Source organism: Brevibacillus borstelensis (genome assembly GCF_003710865.1).
GTDB classification, from domain to species: Bacteria; Bacillota; Bacilli; order Brevibacillales; family Brevibacillaceae; genus Brevibacillus; species Brevibacillus borstelensis.
The window spans coordinates 19917-37461 of sequence record NZ_RHHO01000049.1; the positions used below are offsets into that span (position 1 = coordinate 19917).

A 17545-nucleotide genomic window follows, 5' to 3' on the forward strand; every position below is an offset into this window, starting at 1 on the left:
CTCCGAGTTTTTCCAACCTTATCAAATAATCGAACATCCTCATCGAAATTTTCCATAATCAAAAAGCTTCAAACTTGATTGACGAATCAAGTGCCGCTCACTACAATAAAAAAAAACTTACGGAACTGTTCGGAATTGGTAGAAGAGCAGAACACCTAGAGGAGAGAGAAAAATGAGTAGGGTCAGCGCAATGTTTCGTGAGTTTCACCCGATTGTCTGGTCATTGGTGGTCGGGACGGTATTTGTACGGGCGGCCAGCTCGATGAGCATGCCCTTTCTGTTTCTGTTTTTGTCCAACCATACGGATATGGACCTCGGGATGATTGGACTGACGATTGGTGCCGGTGCGCTTGCCGGAACAATCGGAGGATTTTTCGGGGGAACCCTTTCGGACAAGTTCGGACGGCGCCGGGTCATGCTCGGTGCCCTTTATGTATGGATGCTTGTGTTCGTCGGTTTTGCATTCGGGAAAAGCCCGCTTTTGTTTCTGCTGCTCAATATTATCGGCGGGCTCTGCCGTTCTTTTTACGAGCCTGTTTCCCAAGCGCTGATGGCGGATGTCACTCCGCCGGAAAAACGCTTCCGCGTCTTCGGACTCCGCTATACGGCGATCAACGTCGGGGTCGCGGTCGGGCCGATACTGGGCGCGATGCTGGCCATGACTTCCGCCGCACTGCCGTTTCTCGTAACGGCGGCCATTTACCTGGTGTACGTAATCAGCTTGCAAATGATGCTGAACGTGTTTGGGATCAAAAAGATCGAGGGGCAGAAGAAGGAAGCCGTCAGCTTTCAGCGAGCTTTTGAAGTCGTGGTCAAGGACAAGGCCTTCCGCCTGTACATGGTGGCTGGCGTCTTCGGGGCGATCGGCTACTCGCAGATGTCCTCTACCTTGGCAAAGTACGCGGAAATGTCTGTGGTTGACGGGACGAAGCTGTTTGCGATCCTGATGAGCGTAAACGCGATTGTCGTCGTGCTGATGCAGATGCCGCTTATGCGCTGGTCGGAAAAACGGACGCCGCTCACCAGTATCGTGGTCGGAAACGTGGCCTATGCGCTGGGGGATGTAGGATTTGCTTTTGCCGGTTCGTGGAGCGTGTTCATCATCGCCATGGTCGTCTTTACATTGGGTGAAATCCTCACCTTTACCGCATCTGACGTGCTGATTGACCGCATGGCCCCGGAGGATATGCGCGGTACGTATTACGGGGCCAAGAGCTTCAGCAATCTGGGGCAGTTCATCGGTCCGTGGATGGGCGGCATTTTCCTGGCTACTTTGGGAGGCAGCGCTTTATTCTGTGTCGTCGCCGCTTTTTCCTTGACCAGTACAGCCTTCCAGTGGGCTGGACAGCGCGCGTACTTGAAGCAGAGCGGGAAAGCGCTCGATGCCGCGCGAGTCCAGGCCTAAAGGGAGCGGGGAGCGAAGTTATTCCAACGCCTGCAGGATCCGGTCGGCAATCCGCTTGTAGCCCGCTGCGTTCGGGTGAAAATGATCCGTATACAAATAAGCTTGCTCCTTGTTTACGAACAGGTCATAGGTCGGCACGACCAGCACGCGGGGATAGCGAGCGGCAATATCGGAAGCTGCGCTGTTCCAATCCAGGACAGGCTGAATCGTATCCGCTGCTGCTTCGGTGTCTCCAAACGGGTTGTACAGGGACGCATAGACAATCGTTGCATCCGGGTTTGCTTTTCTGATTTGCTTGATAATCTCTTCAAAGTTGACCGTCAGCCGTTTTGTGGCTGCGGCCAATTTTTTTTCATCGAGTTCCTCCAGCTCTCCGGACTGCTTGAACAGATCGTTCCCGCCAATGGTAAAGAAGATGAGGTCGGAGGCTGCCAGTTGGCTTTGCACCTGCTTCTGAGACAACTGGGCTACGAGGGAGGGCGATTCTTGCCCGTTGATAGCCAGATTGGACAGCGTGATCTTGTTGCCGCTCTTTTTTTCCAGAGCTTGCCGCACAAGTCCGATGTAGCCAAGCCCGTTGGCGTCACCGACACCTCTTGTCAACGAATCACCGAGCCCGACGATTTGCCGGACTCCTTCTGCCGGGACCAGAGTAGGCGGCTTTGCCTCTTTTACAGGGCCGACTGGGCCTTCTGGAGCAAGCTGGCTCGGGTCAAGAGCGAGCACAAAACCAGCCGCCAGCAGCAGCATCGAGGCCAGCGAGAGAAGTCCAAACACGCGCCATAACCATTTGCCGGAGCTTTGCATGGGTACCTCCCGTTTCGGTATTGAATCGTGTTGCATGGTATAATGTGACAGTAAACATATATTTTGAGTGTACCACAACAGACCCTTTTTTGCCCAAGCAGGGGCAGTTGACAGGATAGGAGGTGCAGCTATTTGACGGAAACGGTATTGTCAATCAAAGGGCTTCGCAAGCAAATGGGAGGAAAGCCGATCATCAAGGACATTTCCTTTGACGTATATGCGGGTGAAGTATTTGGCTTTCTCGGGCCAAACGGTGCCGGCAAGACCACGACTATCAGGATGCTGGTCGGGCTTGCGTCGGCAGATGCGGGAGAAATTCACATTGGCGGCATCTCGCTGCACAAGCATTTTCCCCAGGCAATCGCTCAAGTGGGATGCATTGTGGAAAATCCGGAGCTGTACAAGTTTATGACAGGCCGGGAAAACCTGGAGCACTTTGCCAGAATGAGCGGCGGCATCTCGCGTGAGCGGATTGAAGAGATTGTCCGTTTTGTCGATTTGCAAAGAGCGATCGACGACAAGGTAAAGACGTATTCGCTCGGGATGCGGCAGAGGCTCGGGATCGCTCAGGCCCTGCTTCACAATCCGAAGCTGCTGATCCTGGACGAGCCGACCAACGGCCTCGATCCCGCAGGAATTCGCGAGCTGCGCCAGTTTATCCGCAGACTTGCCGAAGAGGAAGGGCTGGCTGTCTTCATTTCCAGCCATTTGCTCAGCGAAATCGAGATGATGTGCGACAGGGTAGCGATCATAGGCAAGGGCAAAGTCATTTCGGTCGGACTTGTCAAAGACTTGATGGAACAGTTTGGCGATCAGGTGGAATGGAGCGTTTCTCCAGAGACGACAGAGGCGGCCAGCCGTATCTTGCGTGCTCTTCCTTTCGTCGAAGAAGCCGTGGCATCCAAGGAAGGCCGGATCATGTGCAAAATGGACACCGAGCGGATCGCAGAGGCCAATCGGACTTTGGTTCTGCAGGGCATCGCCGTCCTGGGCATCGCCGCAAAAACAGTAACGCTGGAGGACCTGTTCCTCGCGCTAACGACAGAAGAAGGGGGAGCAGAACATGGGCATGCTGGACCTGGTGCAAAATGAGACCATCAAGATACTGCGCCGTCGCCGTTTTCTCGTCATTCTGCTCATCCTGGCCATTCTGATCCCGATTTTTACCTATGCCCAATACAGATCCGTTCTCACTGCCCAAGAGCAGATGGGAACAAGCGACTGGAGAGCGCTGCTTCAACAGAAAATCGTCGACACGCAAAACCGGCTTGCCTCCAGCCGATTGCCGGAGGAATGGCGCGAGTTTCTGAAAATCACCGTGCAACAGCAGCAGTATTATCTGGATCACGACATTAATCCGATGGCGCCGGGGGCTCCGACGTTTGCCCGCGGCTTTATGGATCAGGCGATATCGCTGTTTCTGCCGATGATCATCGTAGTGCTGGCCGTCGACCTCGTATCGGCGGAATTCAGCGAGGGGACAATCAAGCTGCTGCTTACCAGGCCCGTCAGACGCTGGAAGGTGCTGACCAGCAAGTATGTGACACTTTTGCTGTTCACTTCGCTCACAGTGCTGATGACCCTGATCCTGGCTGCGCTGATTTCAGGAGTGGTGTTTGGCTATGCAGGCTGGGACATGCCGGTGCTGACAGGCTTCGAAATTGCCGGAGGAGAGCTGGAGACTGCCGGAGTCTTTGCGCTGCCGCAATGGAAGTACCTGCTGATGCAATACGGATTGGGCTGGTTTGTTTCGGTAGTAGTGGGAACGATCACCTTTATGGTTTCGGTATTGGTCCGCAGCGCGGCCGCAGGTATGGGCATTATGATGGCCGCATTGATCAGCGGGGCGATTTTGACCCAGATGGCCTCCTCATGGGAAAGCGCCAAATACTTGTTCGTCGTCAACCTGCAGTTGACCGATTACCTGGCAGGGACGCTGCCTCCGATCAAAGGCATGAGCCTGCCGTTCTCACTGACAGTGTTGACAGTATGGGGGGCGGCATCGCTCGTCGTTGCCTATGCTGTGTTTATCAAGCGGGATGTGACGTCGTAGACGGATTGGTTGGGGGGTGCTTGGGCCAATAACGAGACTGTGCTTCAATAACCCGAGCAGAGCCGTTTTGATAGAGCAGGGATTTGAGAGTGAGGGTGATGCCTCACTCCCCAAAATAAAAAATGGCCAGCCAACTTCTGCTGGCTACCCTCATATAACGAAAGACGCGGGAGCGACTACCCGCGTCTTTCTTACTGCCATGTGATTTGCTTTGACGCTTCCACAAGCTGATCCAGTGTAACCCCGTTTGCTGTGACAACGACGTACAGCGATTGATTGTCCGGTTGGGCGTTGAAGTGTACGGCGTGCTGTGCTGCGGCTTCGCCCGCGTTTGCCTGTTTGTCAAAAGTAACCGCAATGGCTTGCTCTGATTGAACGGTAAACAGTTGGGTCGCGGTGAAGGTGCCAGGGATGGACAGACTCCGTTTCCCGTGTTCATTGCGAACCACTTCTACCTTGATCCAGTCTTTGTTTCGCTTGTACTCAGATGTCAAACGAATGACCTTTTGACTGGTTTGCGATTCGTATTGAGCGGAAATCGCATGCAGAGAAAAACCTTCAGGCAGCTGTCCTGCCTGGGGTACAGGCATATCTGAGGCGTGTGCCGCCGTCTCTACATCAGAAAAGCTGGAAAGGGTAATTTCCGACTTTGCCATAGTCGAGACAGCAGGTCCAACGAGCGCAGGTGCGTGCTCCGCGGCAGGCTGTCCTGCTTCGTCGGCATTCGCGTCCAGAGCCAGTGCGCCTACAGGCTGATTGGCCAGCGCTTTGTTCTGTTCGTCCGCTGGAACGCCTGCGACCGGGTTGTGCTGCCCTGGCTGATTTGGCGCGGCTTCCGCATTGCCTTTCGCTTTTGGCTGATCTGCAGGAGGCTTTCCATTTGCATTGCGGGCAGCGATTATCGGCCGTTTGGGTTCGGGCGCTTCATTTCCTTCCGGTTTTGCAGACTCCCTGGCAGACTTCAGCTCGCCGATTTTCTCAGCAGGTACATCCATGGCAATCTGATTGCCAAAAGCCGATTGGTTTGGGCCACCTGCATTCCCATCGGGTTGTCCGGCTTTTTCCTGAGCAGGTGCTGCTTTACTTTCAGGCGGTGCTGCCTGGATTGACTCAGTTGAACTGCCGCCAAAGGCCTGAGTGCCTGATTTTGTGTCCATGGCCGCAGAAGCCGGGCTGTTTGCAGCGGGAGCGGAAACGATGGCGCCTTGCATATCGGCTGCGCTGGACTCCGCTTTCATGCTGATTTCCTGGCTGCTGTTTTGTGTTTGCTGGAAGCCGATCGCACCGACGACAAGCAGGATAGCCGCGGCACCAACCCATGCCATCGAAGAGATGTTCGGTCTGAAGCGGCGCGGCGCAGCCGGTTTGACGACAAGGGCTGCAGCGGCTTGGGGAGTAGACTCTTGTCCGGTCATCTTGTATATCGCTTGCATAATGTTGTCTTCCAATTGCGCCGACGGCTGAGGAACCTCTTTCAAGAACTGCACCTCCTCGCCGTTTGCAAATTGTGCTTCGATCCAGACCATGCACTCTTCACATGTTTCGATATGGAAAAGCGTGCTCTCATTCGTGGTGTCTTCCCAAGCTTTTCTAAATTCCTGGCAGTTCATGTACGAGCCCCCCTTCCTTGCGTGAAAGTAGTTTGGCCAGTTCCTGGCGAGCGCGCAAATATCGGACGCGGGCTGTCGACTCGGCGATGCCGAGCAGCGCAGCAATCTTTTCGAAAGGATATTCATGCGTACAGCGCAGCACGATGACCTCCCGATACGAATCAGACAACAAGGCAAAAGCCTCCTCGATTTCCCTGCGCGTTTCCTTGTTCATGAGCGACTCCTGGGGAGATTCGTCGCGCACCTGGGAAGGGACGTAGGCCAGTTGTTCGTCAGAATCATGGAACTTGCGCCGTCTGATAAAATCGATTGTCTTGTTGCGTGCGAGCGTATGCAGCCAGGAGGAGAATTGACTGTCCCCCCGAAAGGTGGAGAGTTTTTCATACGCTTTGACGAAGACCTCCTGCGTCAGGTCTTCCGCATCGGAACGATTGTTTACCATTTTGTAGATAAACACGTAAATCATGTGCTGATACCTTTGGATCAACTCCCGGTATCCTTCAATGTCGCCCTGGAGAATCCGCTGAATGATTTCGGCGTCGGATTGCATCGAATCTCCGGCCTCCTTCCCTCTATGTGACGCTGGCATATGCTGAAACGTTTCAGTCCAGCGACTCTATTTCTATCACATCGTATTTATATCCTTGTTCTACCAGAAACAACTGGCGATTCATAGCAAATTCTTGCTCTCTCGTATCCCTGGTGACCAAGGTGTAGAAATGGGCCGTGTTTTCTTTTTGTTTTGGCCGCAGTATTCTGCCCAGCCGCTGCGCTTCCTCCTGCCGCGAGCCAAATGTACCGGATATTTGAATCGCGACATTGGCATCGGGCAGGTCGACCGCAAAGTTGGCTACCTTGGAGACGATCAACCGCGTAAGATCGCCAGCCTTGAAGCGCTGGTAGAGCGACTCCCGTTCTTTTTCCGGCACTTTTCCGGTAATGACAGGGATGTCCAGCAGCTGTGCCATTTGCTCCAACTGCTCCACGTATTGACCGATAATCAAGACCCGGTCATTTCCGTGGCGGTCGAGCAGCTTTCTGACGACATCGAGCTTGCGGGGGTTTTCTGCAGCGATCCGGAACTTTTGTCTCGCTCCGGCATGGGCGTAAGCCTCCCGCCACTTCGCCTCAAAGGGCAGACGGATTTCCTGGCATGTGGCACCGGCGATCCACCCCTGCTCTTCAAGCACTTTCCACGGCATCTCGTACTTTTTCGGGCCAATCAGCGTAAAGACGTCCTCTTCTCGTCCGTCTTCGCGGACAAGCGTAGCGGTCAGTCCGAGCCGGCGCGTCGCCTGAATGCCTGATGTGACGCGAAAAACGGGAGCGGGCAGCAGATGCACCTCATCATAGATGATCAATCCCCAATCCCGCTTGGAAAACAGCTCCATGTGCGGAAAGTCGCTTTCTGCGTCCGGTCTGTACGTCAGAATCTGGTATGTGGCCACAGTCACGGGCTTCACTTCTTTTCGCTCGCCAGTGTACTCTCCGATCATGGCGGGATCAAGGTCTGTCTTGTCCCGTAATTCGGAAATCCACTGCCTGACAGAAGTGGTATTGGTGGTCAGGATCAGGGTTGCTTTTTGAAGCTGGCACAAAGCTCCCAGCCCGATAACGGTTTTGCCCGCCCCGCAGGGGAGCACAAGCACGCCGCTGCCGCCCAAGGCCGATCCGGCGGCATGAAAAGCATCCACCGCTTCCTGCTGGTATCCTCTCAAGGAAAACGCCTTTCCGGAAGCCGTGGTCGGTAAAAGGGAAACAGGGCAATCCTCGCCGCTTGTATAGCCTGCCAGATCCTGTACGGGATACCCCAGGCGGATCAATTCCTGCTTGATCAAACCGCGTGCGTACGGCTTGACCGGATACTCGTGCTCTTCCCGATGCTCCTCCAACAATGACGATATCGAGCGATAGCTCGTCAGCTCCTGCAGCAGCAGGGGATCGTCGCCGGTCAAAAGAAGTTGATCCGCTGCTTTTTCCAGACGAATAAGTCCGTAGCGCTTCATCGTCTCATGAATCTCACGGACAATCGTAGAAGGAACTCCGTATTTACTATACGTGCCAAGCACCTCGGTTACCTGCTCAGGGGCGATATGGGCCGCTGCGGCATTCCACAGGGAAAGCGGCGTAATGCGGTACGTATGGATGTACTCGGGGCTTTTGATCAATTCCGCAAAGCCTGCTAACGCCTGACGCGCCTCATTGAACAACGGGTGCTGGGCTTCCAGGAGAATGGTCCGATCGCTTTGCACAATCATCGGCAAATCGGGACGGTACGACAACTTCTTCACCTCGCCGATTGTATGTTCGTTTAGCACCATGTTATCACATCATGATATAGAAAGAAAAACCGCCTTTTCTCAGTGGAAAAATGCTCCAGTCCTTGTTGGCGCAGTGCCGCGGGGAAACTTTTGGGACTGTGTGGGTTACACTAACCCGAAGAAACCCCGATGAAGGAGGAGAGACGGCATGGACGTATGGGGGAACGTGTTCAATCTGTTCCTGATCGTAATCCTCGTCCTTCTCAACGGCTTTTTCGTCGCAACTGAATTTGCCGTGGTCAAGGTGCGGGAATCGCGCATCACGCAGCTGGTGGCAGAGGGCAACAAAAGAGCGGGGAATGTAGAGCAGGTGCTGGACAATCTGGATGCTTATCTGTCGGCCTGTCAACTGGGAATTACCCTCGCGTCATTGGGACTGGGGTGGCTTGGAGAACCTGCCATCGCCCATCTTTTGCATCCGGTCTTTCACTATTTCGGAATGAACGAGGCCCTCGTCGGCAGCATTTCCTTTATTATCGCTTTTTCCATCATTACGTTTTTGCATATCGTCCTCGGCGAGCTCGCTCCCAAATCGCTCGCCATCCAGCGGACCGAATGGGTAGCCCTCCACGTGTCCAGACCGATCCAGTTGTTTCATAAGGTCATGTACCCGTTTATCGCCTTTCTCAATTGGTCGGCTGCAAAAATTTTGAGTCTGGCCGGCATCACGATGGAGCCGCACCAGGAGGCGCACACGGAAGAAGAGATCAGGATTTTGGTCAGCGAGAGCCACAAAAGCGGACTGATCGACCAAACCGAGCTGATGCTGGTCGACAACATCTTTGATTTTTCAGAAACGATGGCCAGAGAAATTATGGTCCCGCGTACAGATATGGTCGTGCTCAATCTCGACGACTCCCTGGAGGAAAACATCAAGCTCGTCCAGCACGGCCGGTTTACCCGCTACCCGGTGGTCGACGGGGACAAGGACCACGTCGTCGGCAGCCTGCATATCAAGGACCTTTTGACCAGCCTGCTGGAAGGCAAGAGCAACAGCCTGGAATCGATCATGCGCCCGATTTTGACCGTCCCGGAGACGATCTCGATCAGCCGTCTTTTGACCATGCTGCAAAAACAGCGGGTGCAGCTCGCCATCATCATCGACGAGTACGGGGGAACGGCGGGGCTGGTTACTCTGGAGGATATTATGGAGGAGATCGTCGGCGACATCCAGGATGAATTCGACGATGAACGGCCCGAGGTGGAAAAAAAGGACGGCCAGCTTTCCTTTGACGGACGAATGCTGCTGGAAGAAGTAAACGACTATCTCGACCTGGATCTCGATGATACAGAGGTAGACACACTCGCCGGCTGGATTTACATGCAGATCGACCATCCGCCGCGAGTCGGGGATACGGTGCGGCATACCGGCTATGAATTCGTCGTCGGCGAGGTCGATCATTACCGGATTACGAGGGTGCTGGTAAAAAAAGTCGCGAAGGAAGCGCCAAAAGAGCAGGAAGGCCAGGAGGAGCCGGTTCCAAACGGCTGAGACAAAGCGTTTGCGATAGTTGCGGCAAAAAATCTTTTCATCCGAAAAAATTGTGCTATAATGGGACACAAGTTTAGCTTAGCAGAGATTAGAGGAGGAAGTTCAGATGAGAAAAGCAGTATCTTTTTTACTATCCGCATGTTTATTCGCGGGGCTGACAGCCTGTGGCAACCAGCCGGAAGCCGCAAGCACCGGTTCGGCTACGCCTGCTGCGGGTGGTGAGCAAGTCGTCAAGCTCGGGTTGACCCAGTTTGTGGAGCACCCGGCACTGGACGCGATCCGTCAGGGGATTGTCGACGGACTGAAGGAATCCGGCTATGAAGATGGAAAAAACGTGGAGCTCGATTATCAGAACGCCCACGGTGATATGAATAATACGGTCTCGATTGCGCAGAAGTATGCCGGCGACGGAAAAGATCTGGTGATAGCGATCGCTACGCCATCCGCGCAGGCAGCCGCCAAGGCGATTACGGACAAGCCGGTCGTCTTCAGTTCTGTGACCGATCCGCTGTCTGCCCAACTGGTCAGCAGTCTGGAAAAGCCTGACAAAAACGTCACAGGCACCTCCGACAAGGTATCCATGGAGCAGCAGCTGAAGCTGGTCAAAACCTTCCTGCCCGAGCTCAAAAAGCTGGGCGTTATTTACACGACTTCGGAGGTAAACTCCGAGGTACAGGTAAAGGAACTGGAAGAAGCGGCGAAAAAAGAGGGCATTGAAGTAGTCAAGGCCGGCATCTCCCAGCTCTCTGAAGTACAGCTTGCAGCACAGGGGCTTGCCGGTAAAACGGACGCCATGTTTATCCCGATCGACAACACGGTCGTATCCTCGTTTGAAGCGGTACTGGGAGCAGCGGAGCAGAACAAAATCCCGGTATTTGCCTCCGATACCGACACGGTGAAGCGGGGAGCAGTGGCTACGTACGGCATCGACTACTATCAAATCGGCAAGCAGACCGGTGAAATGGCTTCTCGCATCCTGAAAGGACAAAAAGTCGCTGACACACCGGTAGAGGTTTCCAAACAAGCTGATTTGTACATCAATGAAAAGGCCGCGGAAACATTTGGCCTGACTGTGCCCGAAGCGCTCAAATCACAGGCGAAAGAGATCGTGAAGTAAAAAGAAGAGAGCGCCAAGCTCTCTTCTTATCTTTTTTTCAAGGATTTGTATCACTTCCCCCGAAAGCACCAGATTACAGCTTTCCAACCTGTTTTAATCATGGTAAGATTAAAAAAATTTCAAATGGGGGTTTTGATACATTATGAGAAAAAGAAAGTCTATCCAATTGGTCCAGAAAATTCTGTGTCCTTTGCTGCTTTTGTCCGTTGCAGCATGTGGGCAACAAAGTACACCGGCAAACAATTCTGCCCAGCCATCTGCTCAGACGCCGGCAGAAGCACCAGCACCTTCTCAGGAAACCAAGCAGGTAAAAATCGGTATCGCCCAGTTTGTGGAGCACCCTGCGCTTGACGCGGCACGCGAAGGTTTTATCGAACAGATGACAAAGAACGGATATGAAAAAGACAAGCAAGTCGTGTACGATATCAGTTCGGCACAGGCGAGCATGGACACAGCGATCCAAATCGCCCAGAAGTTCAACTCCGACAAGGTTGATCTCATCCTGGCGATCGCGACTCCGACCGCTCAGGCTTCCGCGCAGACGACCCAGGACATTCCGATCCTGTTTACAGCGGTGACCGATCCGGTCGAAGCGGGCCTGGTAAAGGCGATGGATAAGCCGGGCGGAAATGTAACCGGTACGTCTGACATGAACCCGGTGGAAGAGCAGCTGAAGCTGGTAAAGGAACTGAAGCCTGACGCCAAGACAGTAGGTGTCATCTACAGCTCCGGCGAAGTCAACTCCAAGGTGCAGGTAGACGCAGCCAAAGCCGTTTCCGAGAAGCTCGGCCTGGCGATACAGGAAGCAGCCGTAACGAGCGCGACAGAAGTGAAGCAGGCGGCTGAATCGATGGTAGGCAAAGTAGATGCTTTCTACGTTCCAACAGACAACCTGGTCGTCTCTTCGATCTCCGCTGTTCTCGGTGTGGCCGAATCGCAAAAAATCCCGGTAGTCGCCGGCGAAGAGAACTCCGTCAAAAGCGGCGCGATCGCAACCTACGGCATCGACTACACAAAACTGGGCGCGCAAACAGCCGACATGGCCGTGAAAATTCTCAAGGGCGAAAGCAAGCCTGCCGACATGGCTGTAGAAATGCAAGCCGACATGAAGCTGGTGCTGAACAAGAAGGCAGCAGAAAAAATGGGCGTGACAATTCCGCAATCCATGCTTGATCGCGCTGGCGAAGTGATTGAGCAATAATCGTAGGAGGATATTATGAATCTGGCATTACACGGAGCAATCGAACAGGGCTTGTTGTTCGCGATCATGGCCCTGGGCGTATATTTGACCTTTCGCATCTTGAACTTTCCCGATCTGACCGTGGACGGCAGCTTTGCACTGGGCGGGGCGCTGGCAGCCAGACTAATCATCGAAGGAACGAATCCGTTTCTCGCTACCCTGATGGCCTTCGTGGCCGGAGGGGTAGCGGGCATCTTTACCGGAGTATTGCACACGAAGGGCAAAATCAACGGTCTGTTGGCCGGGATTCTGACGATGATTGCACTTTATTCCATTAATCTTCGGATCATGGGCAAGGCCAATTTGCCGCTTCTGCGCGAGGACACGCTGTATACCTTTGTGAAAGATCTTGGGGTGCCCAATCTCGCGGTGGGAGGGGTCGTCTTTTTCACCGGGGTTGCCCTCGTTTTCCTGATCGGCATCCTTTTGCTGAAGGCTATTATCGACTGGTTTTTGCAAACCGATCTTGGACTTGATATCCGCGCAACCGGAGACAACTCGAAGATGATTCGCAGCTTTGGAGCCAACACGGATACGACAACAATTATCGGGCTCGGCCTGTCCAATGCGCTGGTCGCAGTTTCCGGCGCCTGGGTCGCACAATACCAAGGCTTTGCCGACGTAGGGATGGGGATCGGGATGATCGTCATCGGTCTTGCCTCCGTGATCGTCGGGGAAGTGCTGTTTGGCAGCTCGTCGATCTTCCGCGCTACGCTCGCCGTTATCCTTGGCTCAGTCGTGTACCGTCTGGTGATCGCGCTTGCCTTGGACGCGGGGCTCAATCCGTCCGACATGAAGCTGATTACGGCGCTCATCGTAATTATCGCGCTGACCGTTCCGGCGGTTGCAAAAAGCGTCTGGAAAAGGCAGCCGTTCCGGGCGACGAAAGGAGGGAGAGGCGATGCTTAAAATTTCACGTGTACGCAAGGTGTTCAACGAGGGGACAGTCAACGAGAAAATCGCTCTGCGGGAAATCAATCTGAACGTCACTCCCGGCGAGTTCATTACGGTTATCGGCAGCAACGGAGCGGGGAAATCCACGCTGATGAACATCATCTCCGGCGGACTGATCCCGGATACCGGCAGCGTCATCATCGACGGAAAAAACGTGACAAAGCTGGGCGAGCACAAACGGGCCTCCTTTGTTGGCCGCGTGTTTCAAGACCCGATGGCGGGGACTGCGCCGAATATGACGATCGAGGAAAATCTGGCGATCGCTTATGCGCGCGGAAAGCGGCGGACACTTTCATTTGGAGTGAACAACCGGAAGCGGGAGCTGTTCCGCGAACAGTTGAGGCAGCTAGATCAGGGGCTGGAGAACCGCCTGAAGACAAAGGTAGGCTTTTTGTCGGGAGGTCAGCGACAAGCCTTGAGCCTGTTGATGGCTACCTTTACGGAGCCGAAGATCTTGCTGCTTGACGAGCATACGGCTGCGCTCGACCCAAAACGGGCTCAATTGATCGTCGATCTGACCCAAAAGGTCGTCGAGCAGTACAAACTGACCACCATTATGGTCACCCACAACATGGAGCAGGCGCTCAATATGGGGAACCGCCTGCTGATGCTGCATGACGGCGGGATCATCCTGGACATTCCTCAGGAGAAGAAGCAAACGATGAAGCCGCAGGATCTCCTGCGGGCCTTCGAACAAGCCCGCGGCGGAGAGTCCTTCAGCGAGGACCGGTATCTTTTGTCCTAGGGGTGTCATGCTGAGCCTGCATTCAAAACGAATACACGGGCTAGTTACGAACCGGAGCCTTCCCGACTAAGCGGGGAGGCTTTTTCCATGCGGCGAAGGAAAACGTTTTGGATCACAGCACCGATCAGAAGCAAGGCCGTCGCGATGGTGAACAGGACGGCTCCGTCGAAGTGCAGAAACAGAAAGCTGCCGGCAAGCGGGCCGAGCGTGCGCGATATGTCCCAGTGCAAGCCGTACACGGCAAAGTACCTGCCCCGCATCGCGGCGGGAGCCATTTTGGATACCATCGTCAGCATATGGTTCAGGCCGATGCTTTCTCCCATGACGAACACCAGTTGCATACACAGCAGCAGGATAATGCTGTCGGCATTCCCGTAAGTCCAAGAGACTGCGGCGAAGCAGATGTAGGAAAAGACCACCAGTCGGCGGGGGGAAAAGCGCTGAGTAGCTTTCACCAGCCAAAACTCAAGCACAATCGCCGAGATGCTTTTCGTCAAAGCGAGCCATGCCAGCACATCGAGATAATTGGCGAAGCCGTTCTTCAGATGAAGCTGCAGGTTCGTCTCGGTTTGGGCATAGAAGAAGCTGATCGGCAGAGCGAGGACCATCATGGAAAGCACAGCGCGATGGGCGCCCACTTTGCGAAACGAGATTTGCTCGTGTGCGCTCGCGCATTCTTTTTGCCCCTGATGCTTCGTTTCCGGCACCTTCCACCAGATGACAGCAGCATACAGAAACAGCGAAAGACCGGTGCAGACAAAGGCAAGAGCAGGTGCCGTCTGATAGACCAGAACGCCCAGAAGAGGGCCGACGGAGGCTCCGATATAGGTTGCCGTACTCAAAAGGGCAAAGGCCTCTGTCAACTGCTTGGCCGTCATGCTGTCGGCCAGCACGGCCCGGCTTGCCGGGATAAACAGAGAACGGCCGATGCCGTTTAGCACGTACAAAAGGGCAAACGCTGCGAGCGAGCCTGCCGCGGCCATTCCGAGCATGCTGAGGCCTTGCAAAAGCAGGGCGAGCAGCATGATCGGCTTACGGCCGTACCGATCGGTTACGCCTCCCGCGATCAGCGTAAAGAGAATGTCGCTTGCAGGCTGCAGCCCGATCACGAGCATAATCAAGGGGATGCTTCCCCCGATTTTTTCGTGCAGGTACAAAATGAGAAACGGCGTTATCATGCTGCGGGACAGCTCCGTCAGCAGCTCGCCGAAGAGCCGGACCCAGAGGATCACAGGGTACCTGGAAAAAAGGCGTGTCGCTTTCTCGTTCATATCTGGTATCCTTTCTGTAATGATTTTTGGGTTGTTCCCGATTGTACGGGGAAAACACCAGGACAAAAAGGGTACAGATTCGGCCCGTTTTTTTTCATGTTTTAGGGGGACTATCGCATGCTTTTGTTCGAACACTACCATCGGCTGTATTCATTTTTTCGGGAGCAAGGCGTATCCCGCCCGATTTCCATCAGTCTGGAGCAGGTCGCATCTCACTTGTGCTGTACGAAGCGAAATGCCGCGACAACGGTAAAAAAGCTGCAGCAACGGGGATGGATAGACTGGCGGCCAGGAAGGGGCAGGGGCAATCAGTCGACGCTGACCTTTCGGCTGCAGCCGGGGGATGTCGTGCTCTCCCTGGCCCAGGAAATGATTCTTCGCGGAGATATTCGCGACGGACAAGAGCTTGTAGCCCTTCACCAGGATGAATGGGAAGGACTAGGAGAGGCGTTTGGGCGTTGGATGGACAGCCAGTTCGGGCTGCATGTCCAAAAAAGCCACGGCAAGCGGCTCGATATGCTGCGGCTGTTTGCGTCAAGACCGCAGCCGATTTTGGACCCGGCCAGACTGCTGATGCGTTCAGAGGCAAATCTGGTGCGTCACGTGTTTGACGGACTCGTCCGCTTTGATCCCGCATACAAGACAATAGATCCAGGAATTTCCTTTTATTGGGAAGTGGATAATGGCGGCACAGCCTATACGTTTTATTTGCGCAAAGGCGTACGGTTTCACCATGGCCGTGCCTTGACAGCGGAGGATGTGCGCTATTCCCTGCTCAGGCTCGGCAAACAGGCCTCCCCGCATCGGTGGATTACTCGCTCGATCCGGCAGGTGGAGGTCATTGATTCATACGTCGTAAAAGTCATGCTGCATCGTCCGGATTTTCTGTTTCTTCATGCCCTCAGCAAAGAGTACGCTGCAATCGTTCCGGAGGATTACACGGAGCGTATGGGGGAGGAGTTCGGTAGGATGCCGGCAGGCACGGGTCCGTTTCGGATCGTCCGCAACGACGATTCGATGCTGGTGATGGAGGCGTTCGAGCCGTACTTTGGGGGCAGGCCGTTTCTGGATCGGATCGAGCTGTGGCAGGTGCCGGAACGCGAGACTGCGCCTGAGCTCGGGCAAGCAGACATCCCCCGAATCCTGTATGCTCCCGGCGAGGCTGGCGTTGACGGCGAGACCATGCGAGCTGACTGGCAAACCGTTTACAGGATCGAGCAGTGCTTTCAATACCTGGCTTGCAATGCAGGCAAGCCGGGGCCGCTCCAGGACGATTCACTCCGGGAGGCGCTCGATCTCATTATCGACCGTCCGGCGATGCTGGCCGAGCTGGGAGGGGACAGACAGCCGGCTGTTCATTGGAGTGGAAGTCAGGTCAAGCCTCCAGAGATTGAGCGTCCAAGGGAAGAGCGAATTCAGCAGCTCCTGCGTCAAAGCGGCTACCGGGGCGAGACGCTCAGTCTGTTCACGATGCCCGAATACGATCATGTGGAAGATGCGGAATGGCTGCAAAAGCGCCTGGGGCGATACGGCATCAAGCTGGCGATCCATTATGTCGAGCCCGAAGTGTTGGCGAGCCAACAGATGCGCGGGGCTGATCTCATCCTGGACAGCGCCAATATGGATGAGCGCGAGCACCTGTCACTCCTGGAATTTTTATTTGACGATTCGGCTGCGTTGTCTCATTTTCTCTCGCCTGGGTTTGCCGATGAGGTGATGGAACGTGTTGAGAGAGGGTGTGCCGCAGCAGATGAGGAGCAAATAACGCAAAAAATGCAGGAGCTGATGAAATGGATCGCCAGCCAGCGCCTGTTTTTGCCCTTGTACAGCAATCGGATCGAAGCTATGGCGGACTCGAGGCTTGGCGGTATCTCGCTTGGTGCATACGGTTGGCCGGATCTTTGTCGAATTGTGGTGAGAACATAAAAAAATGTCACATTTTTGTATGAAACCGCTTTCCTCTTTCATCGTATAATTAGGAAACGATATAACAACAAGAATCAGCGTCCAAGAGTTCGAGGGAGGATATAGAAGTGTATACGAAAACGGAAAAGGACAAACATATTTTGTTTGCATCCATTCGCCTCATAATCTGCGTCGGTCATGCAGATGGTTATATAGGAAACAAAGAAGTGAGCCGAATCCATGAGCTGGTCAACTCGGAGCACTTTACGCTGAGAGAAAGACAGATTCTCATGGACGATATGGATTACCCCAAGCAGCCGGAAACCATCGTCAAGGACATGGTGGACCTGTCTCTGCCGGAGAAGCTCGGTCTGCTCCGGCAGTTGTACAAAATCGCCCTGGTCGATCAAAAGCTTTCGCTTGCGGAAACGTTGGAAATTAGACGAATTTCCTGCTTGTTGGGAATCTCCGAAGAAAAGCAAAAACAGGTGGAAGAATGGATCGTGGAAGGGATTCAATGGCGCGACCGCTGGAAGGAGATCGTCGGCGAATAAGTCCGTGAGTGCTTGGAAGCAGTTTTTTCTGGTGTGAAATGGGAATAGCTATAGAGGCGTGCAAACCGGTC

The 17545-nt window shown here is 54.2% G+C and carries 15 protein-coding genes; 10 read left to right on the forward strand and 5 right to left on the reverse strand.

Going from position 1 to position 17545, the window contains the following annotated elements:
- Positions 1 to 172: 172 nt before the first annotated feature.
- Positions 173 to 1405: an MDR family MFS transporter gene (locus EDM54_RS21985; protein WP_024984970.1), complete on the forward strand. Its 1233-nt coding sequence runs from the start codon at positions 173 to 175 to the stop codon at positions 1403 to 1405.
- A gap of 18 nt (positions 1406 to 1423) precedes the next feature.
- Here EDM54_RS21985 and EDM54_RS21990 read toward each other — a convergent pair whose 3' ends face one another.
- Entirely contained in the window at positions 1424 to 2212 is a 789-nt protein-coding gene (locus EDM54_RS21990; protein WP_122958783.1) for a GDSL-type esterase/lipase family protein, read from the reverse strand.
- 174 nt (positions 2213 to 2386) lie between these two features.
- On the opposite strand from EDM54_RS21990, the gene EDM54_RS21995 reads away from it, so the two are divergent.
- Both EDM54_RS21995 and EDM54_RS22000 read left to right on the forward strand, forming a co-directional pair.
- Entirely contained in the window at positions 2387 to 3304 is a 918-nt protein-coding gene (locus EDM54_RS21995) for an ABC transporter ATP-binding protein (RefSeq protein WP_227277895.1), read from the forward strand.
- Entirely contained in the window at positions 3282 to 4265 is a 984-nt protein-coding gene (locus tag EDM54_RS22000) for an ABC transporter permease (protein ID WP_003386669.1), read from the forward strand. Before EDM54_RS21995 ends, EDM54_RS22000 begins: the two co-directional genes overlap by 23 nt.
- 191 nt (positions 4266 to 4456) lie before the next feature.
- Here EDM54_RS22000 and EDM54_RS22005 read toward each other — a convergent pair whose 3' ends face one another.
- Genes EDM54_RS22005 through EDM54_RS22015 form a run of 3 tightly spaced genes read right to left on the reverse strand, consistent with a single transcriptional unit; the run spans position 4457 to position 8196 of the window.
- The gene (locus EDM54_RS22005) at positions 4457 to 5875 is read right to left on the reverse strand and encodes a hypothetical protein (protein ID WP_024984973.1); all 1419 of its coding nucleotides are present in this window, start codon (positions 5873 to 5875) and stop codon (positions 4457 to 4459) included.
- Positions 5856 to 6425: an RNA polymerase sigma factor gene (locus EDM54_RS22010; RefSeq protein ID WP_003386667.1), complete on the reverse strand. Its 570-nt coding sequence runs from the start codon at positions 6423 to 6425 to the stop codon at positions 5856 to 5858. Before EDM54_RS22010 ends, EDM54_RS22005 begins: the two co-directional genes overlap by 20 nt.
- Positions 6426 to 6477: 52 nt before the next feature.
- Positions 6478 to 8196, reverse strand: a complete 1719-nt coding sequence (locus EDM54_RS22015) for a DNA repair helicase XPB (protein ID WP_174768861.1) — start codon at positions 8194 to 8196, stop codon at positions 6478 to 6480.
- Between the two features lie 148 nt (positions 8197 to 8344).
- Between EDM54_RS22015 and EDM54_RS22020 the strand changes: the two genes are divergently transcribed.
- From EDM54_RS22020 to EDM54_RS22040, 5 genes are all read left to right on the forward strand, one after another.
- Positions 8345 to 9688: a hemolysin family protein gene (locus tag EDM54_RS22020; RefSeq protein ID WP_003386662.1), complete on the forward strand. Its 1344-nt coding sequence runs from the start codon at positions 8345 to 8347 to the stop codon at positions 9686 to 9688.
- 106 nt (positions 9689 to 9794) lie between these two features.
- Positions 9795 to 10805, forward strand: coding sequence for an ABC transporter substrate-binding protein (locus EDM54_RS22025; RefSeq protein ID WP_024984975.1), 1011 nt, complete (start codon positions 9795 to 9797; stop codon positions 10803 to 10805).
- A 142-nt stretch (positions 10806 to 10947) separates the two neighbouring features.
- On the forward strand, positions 10948 to 12006 hold the full coding sequence (locus EDM54_RS22030) for an ABC transporter substrate-binding protein (RefSeq protein WP_003386660.1): 1059 nt from the start codon (positions 10948 to 10950) through the stop codon (positions 12004 to 12006).
- 15 nt (positions 12007 to 12021) lie between these two features.
- The gene (locus EDM54_RS22035; protein ID WP_024984977.1) at positions 12022 to 12954 is read left to right on the forward strand and encodes an ABC transporter permease; all 933 of its coding nucleotides are present in this window, start codon (positions 12022 to 12024) and stop codon (positions 12952 to 12954) included.
- Positions 12947 to 13744, forward strand: a complete 798-nt coding sequence (locus EDM54_RS22040; protein WP_003386658.1) for an ABC transporter ATP-binding protein — start codon at positions 12947 to 12949, stop codon at positions 13742 to 13744. The genes EDM54_RS22035 and EDM54_RS22040 overlap by 8 nt, the downstream gene beginning before the upstream one ends.
- A 44-nt stretch (positions 13745 to 13788) precedes the next feature.
- Here the strand turns inward: EDM54_RS22040 and EDM54_RS22045 are convergent, their stop codons facing one another.
- Positions 13789 to 15015 carry an MDR family MFS transporter gene (locus tag EDM54_RS22045; protein ID WP_122958784.1) on the reverse strand — a complete coding sequence of 409 codons (1227 nt, stop codon included), beginning with the start codon at positions 15013 to 15015 and terminating at the stop codon, positions 13789 to 13791.
- 117 nt (positions 15016 to 15132) lie between these two features.
- Between EDM54_RS22045 and EDM54_RS22050 the strand changes: the two genes are divergently transcribed.
- Both EDM54_RS22050 and EDM54_RS22055 read left to right on the forward strand, forming a co-directional pair.
- Positions 15133 to 16941, forward strand: coding sequence for an SgrR family transcriptional regulator (locus EDM54_RS22050; protein ID WP_122958785.1), 1809 nt, complete (start codon positions 15133 to 15135; stop codon positions 16939 to 16941).
- Positions 16942 to 17042: 101 nt separating this feature from the next.
- On the forward strand, positions 17043 to 17474 hold the full coding sequence (locus tag EDM54_RS22055) for a TerB family tellurite resistance protein (RefSeq protein ID WP_024984980.1): 432 nt from the start codon (positions 17043 to 17045) through the stop codon (positions 17472 to 17474).
- Positions 17475 to 17545 lie beyond the last annotated feature (71 nt).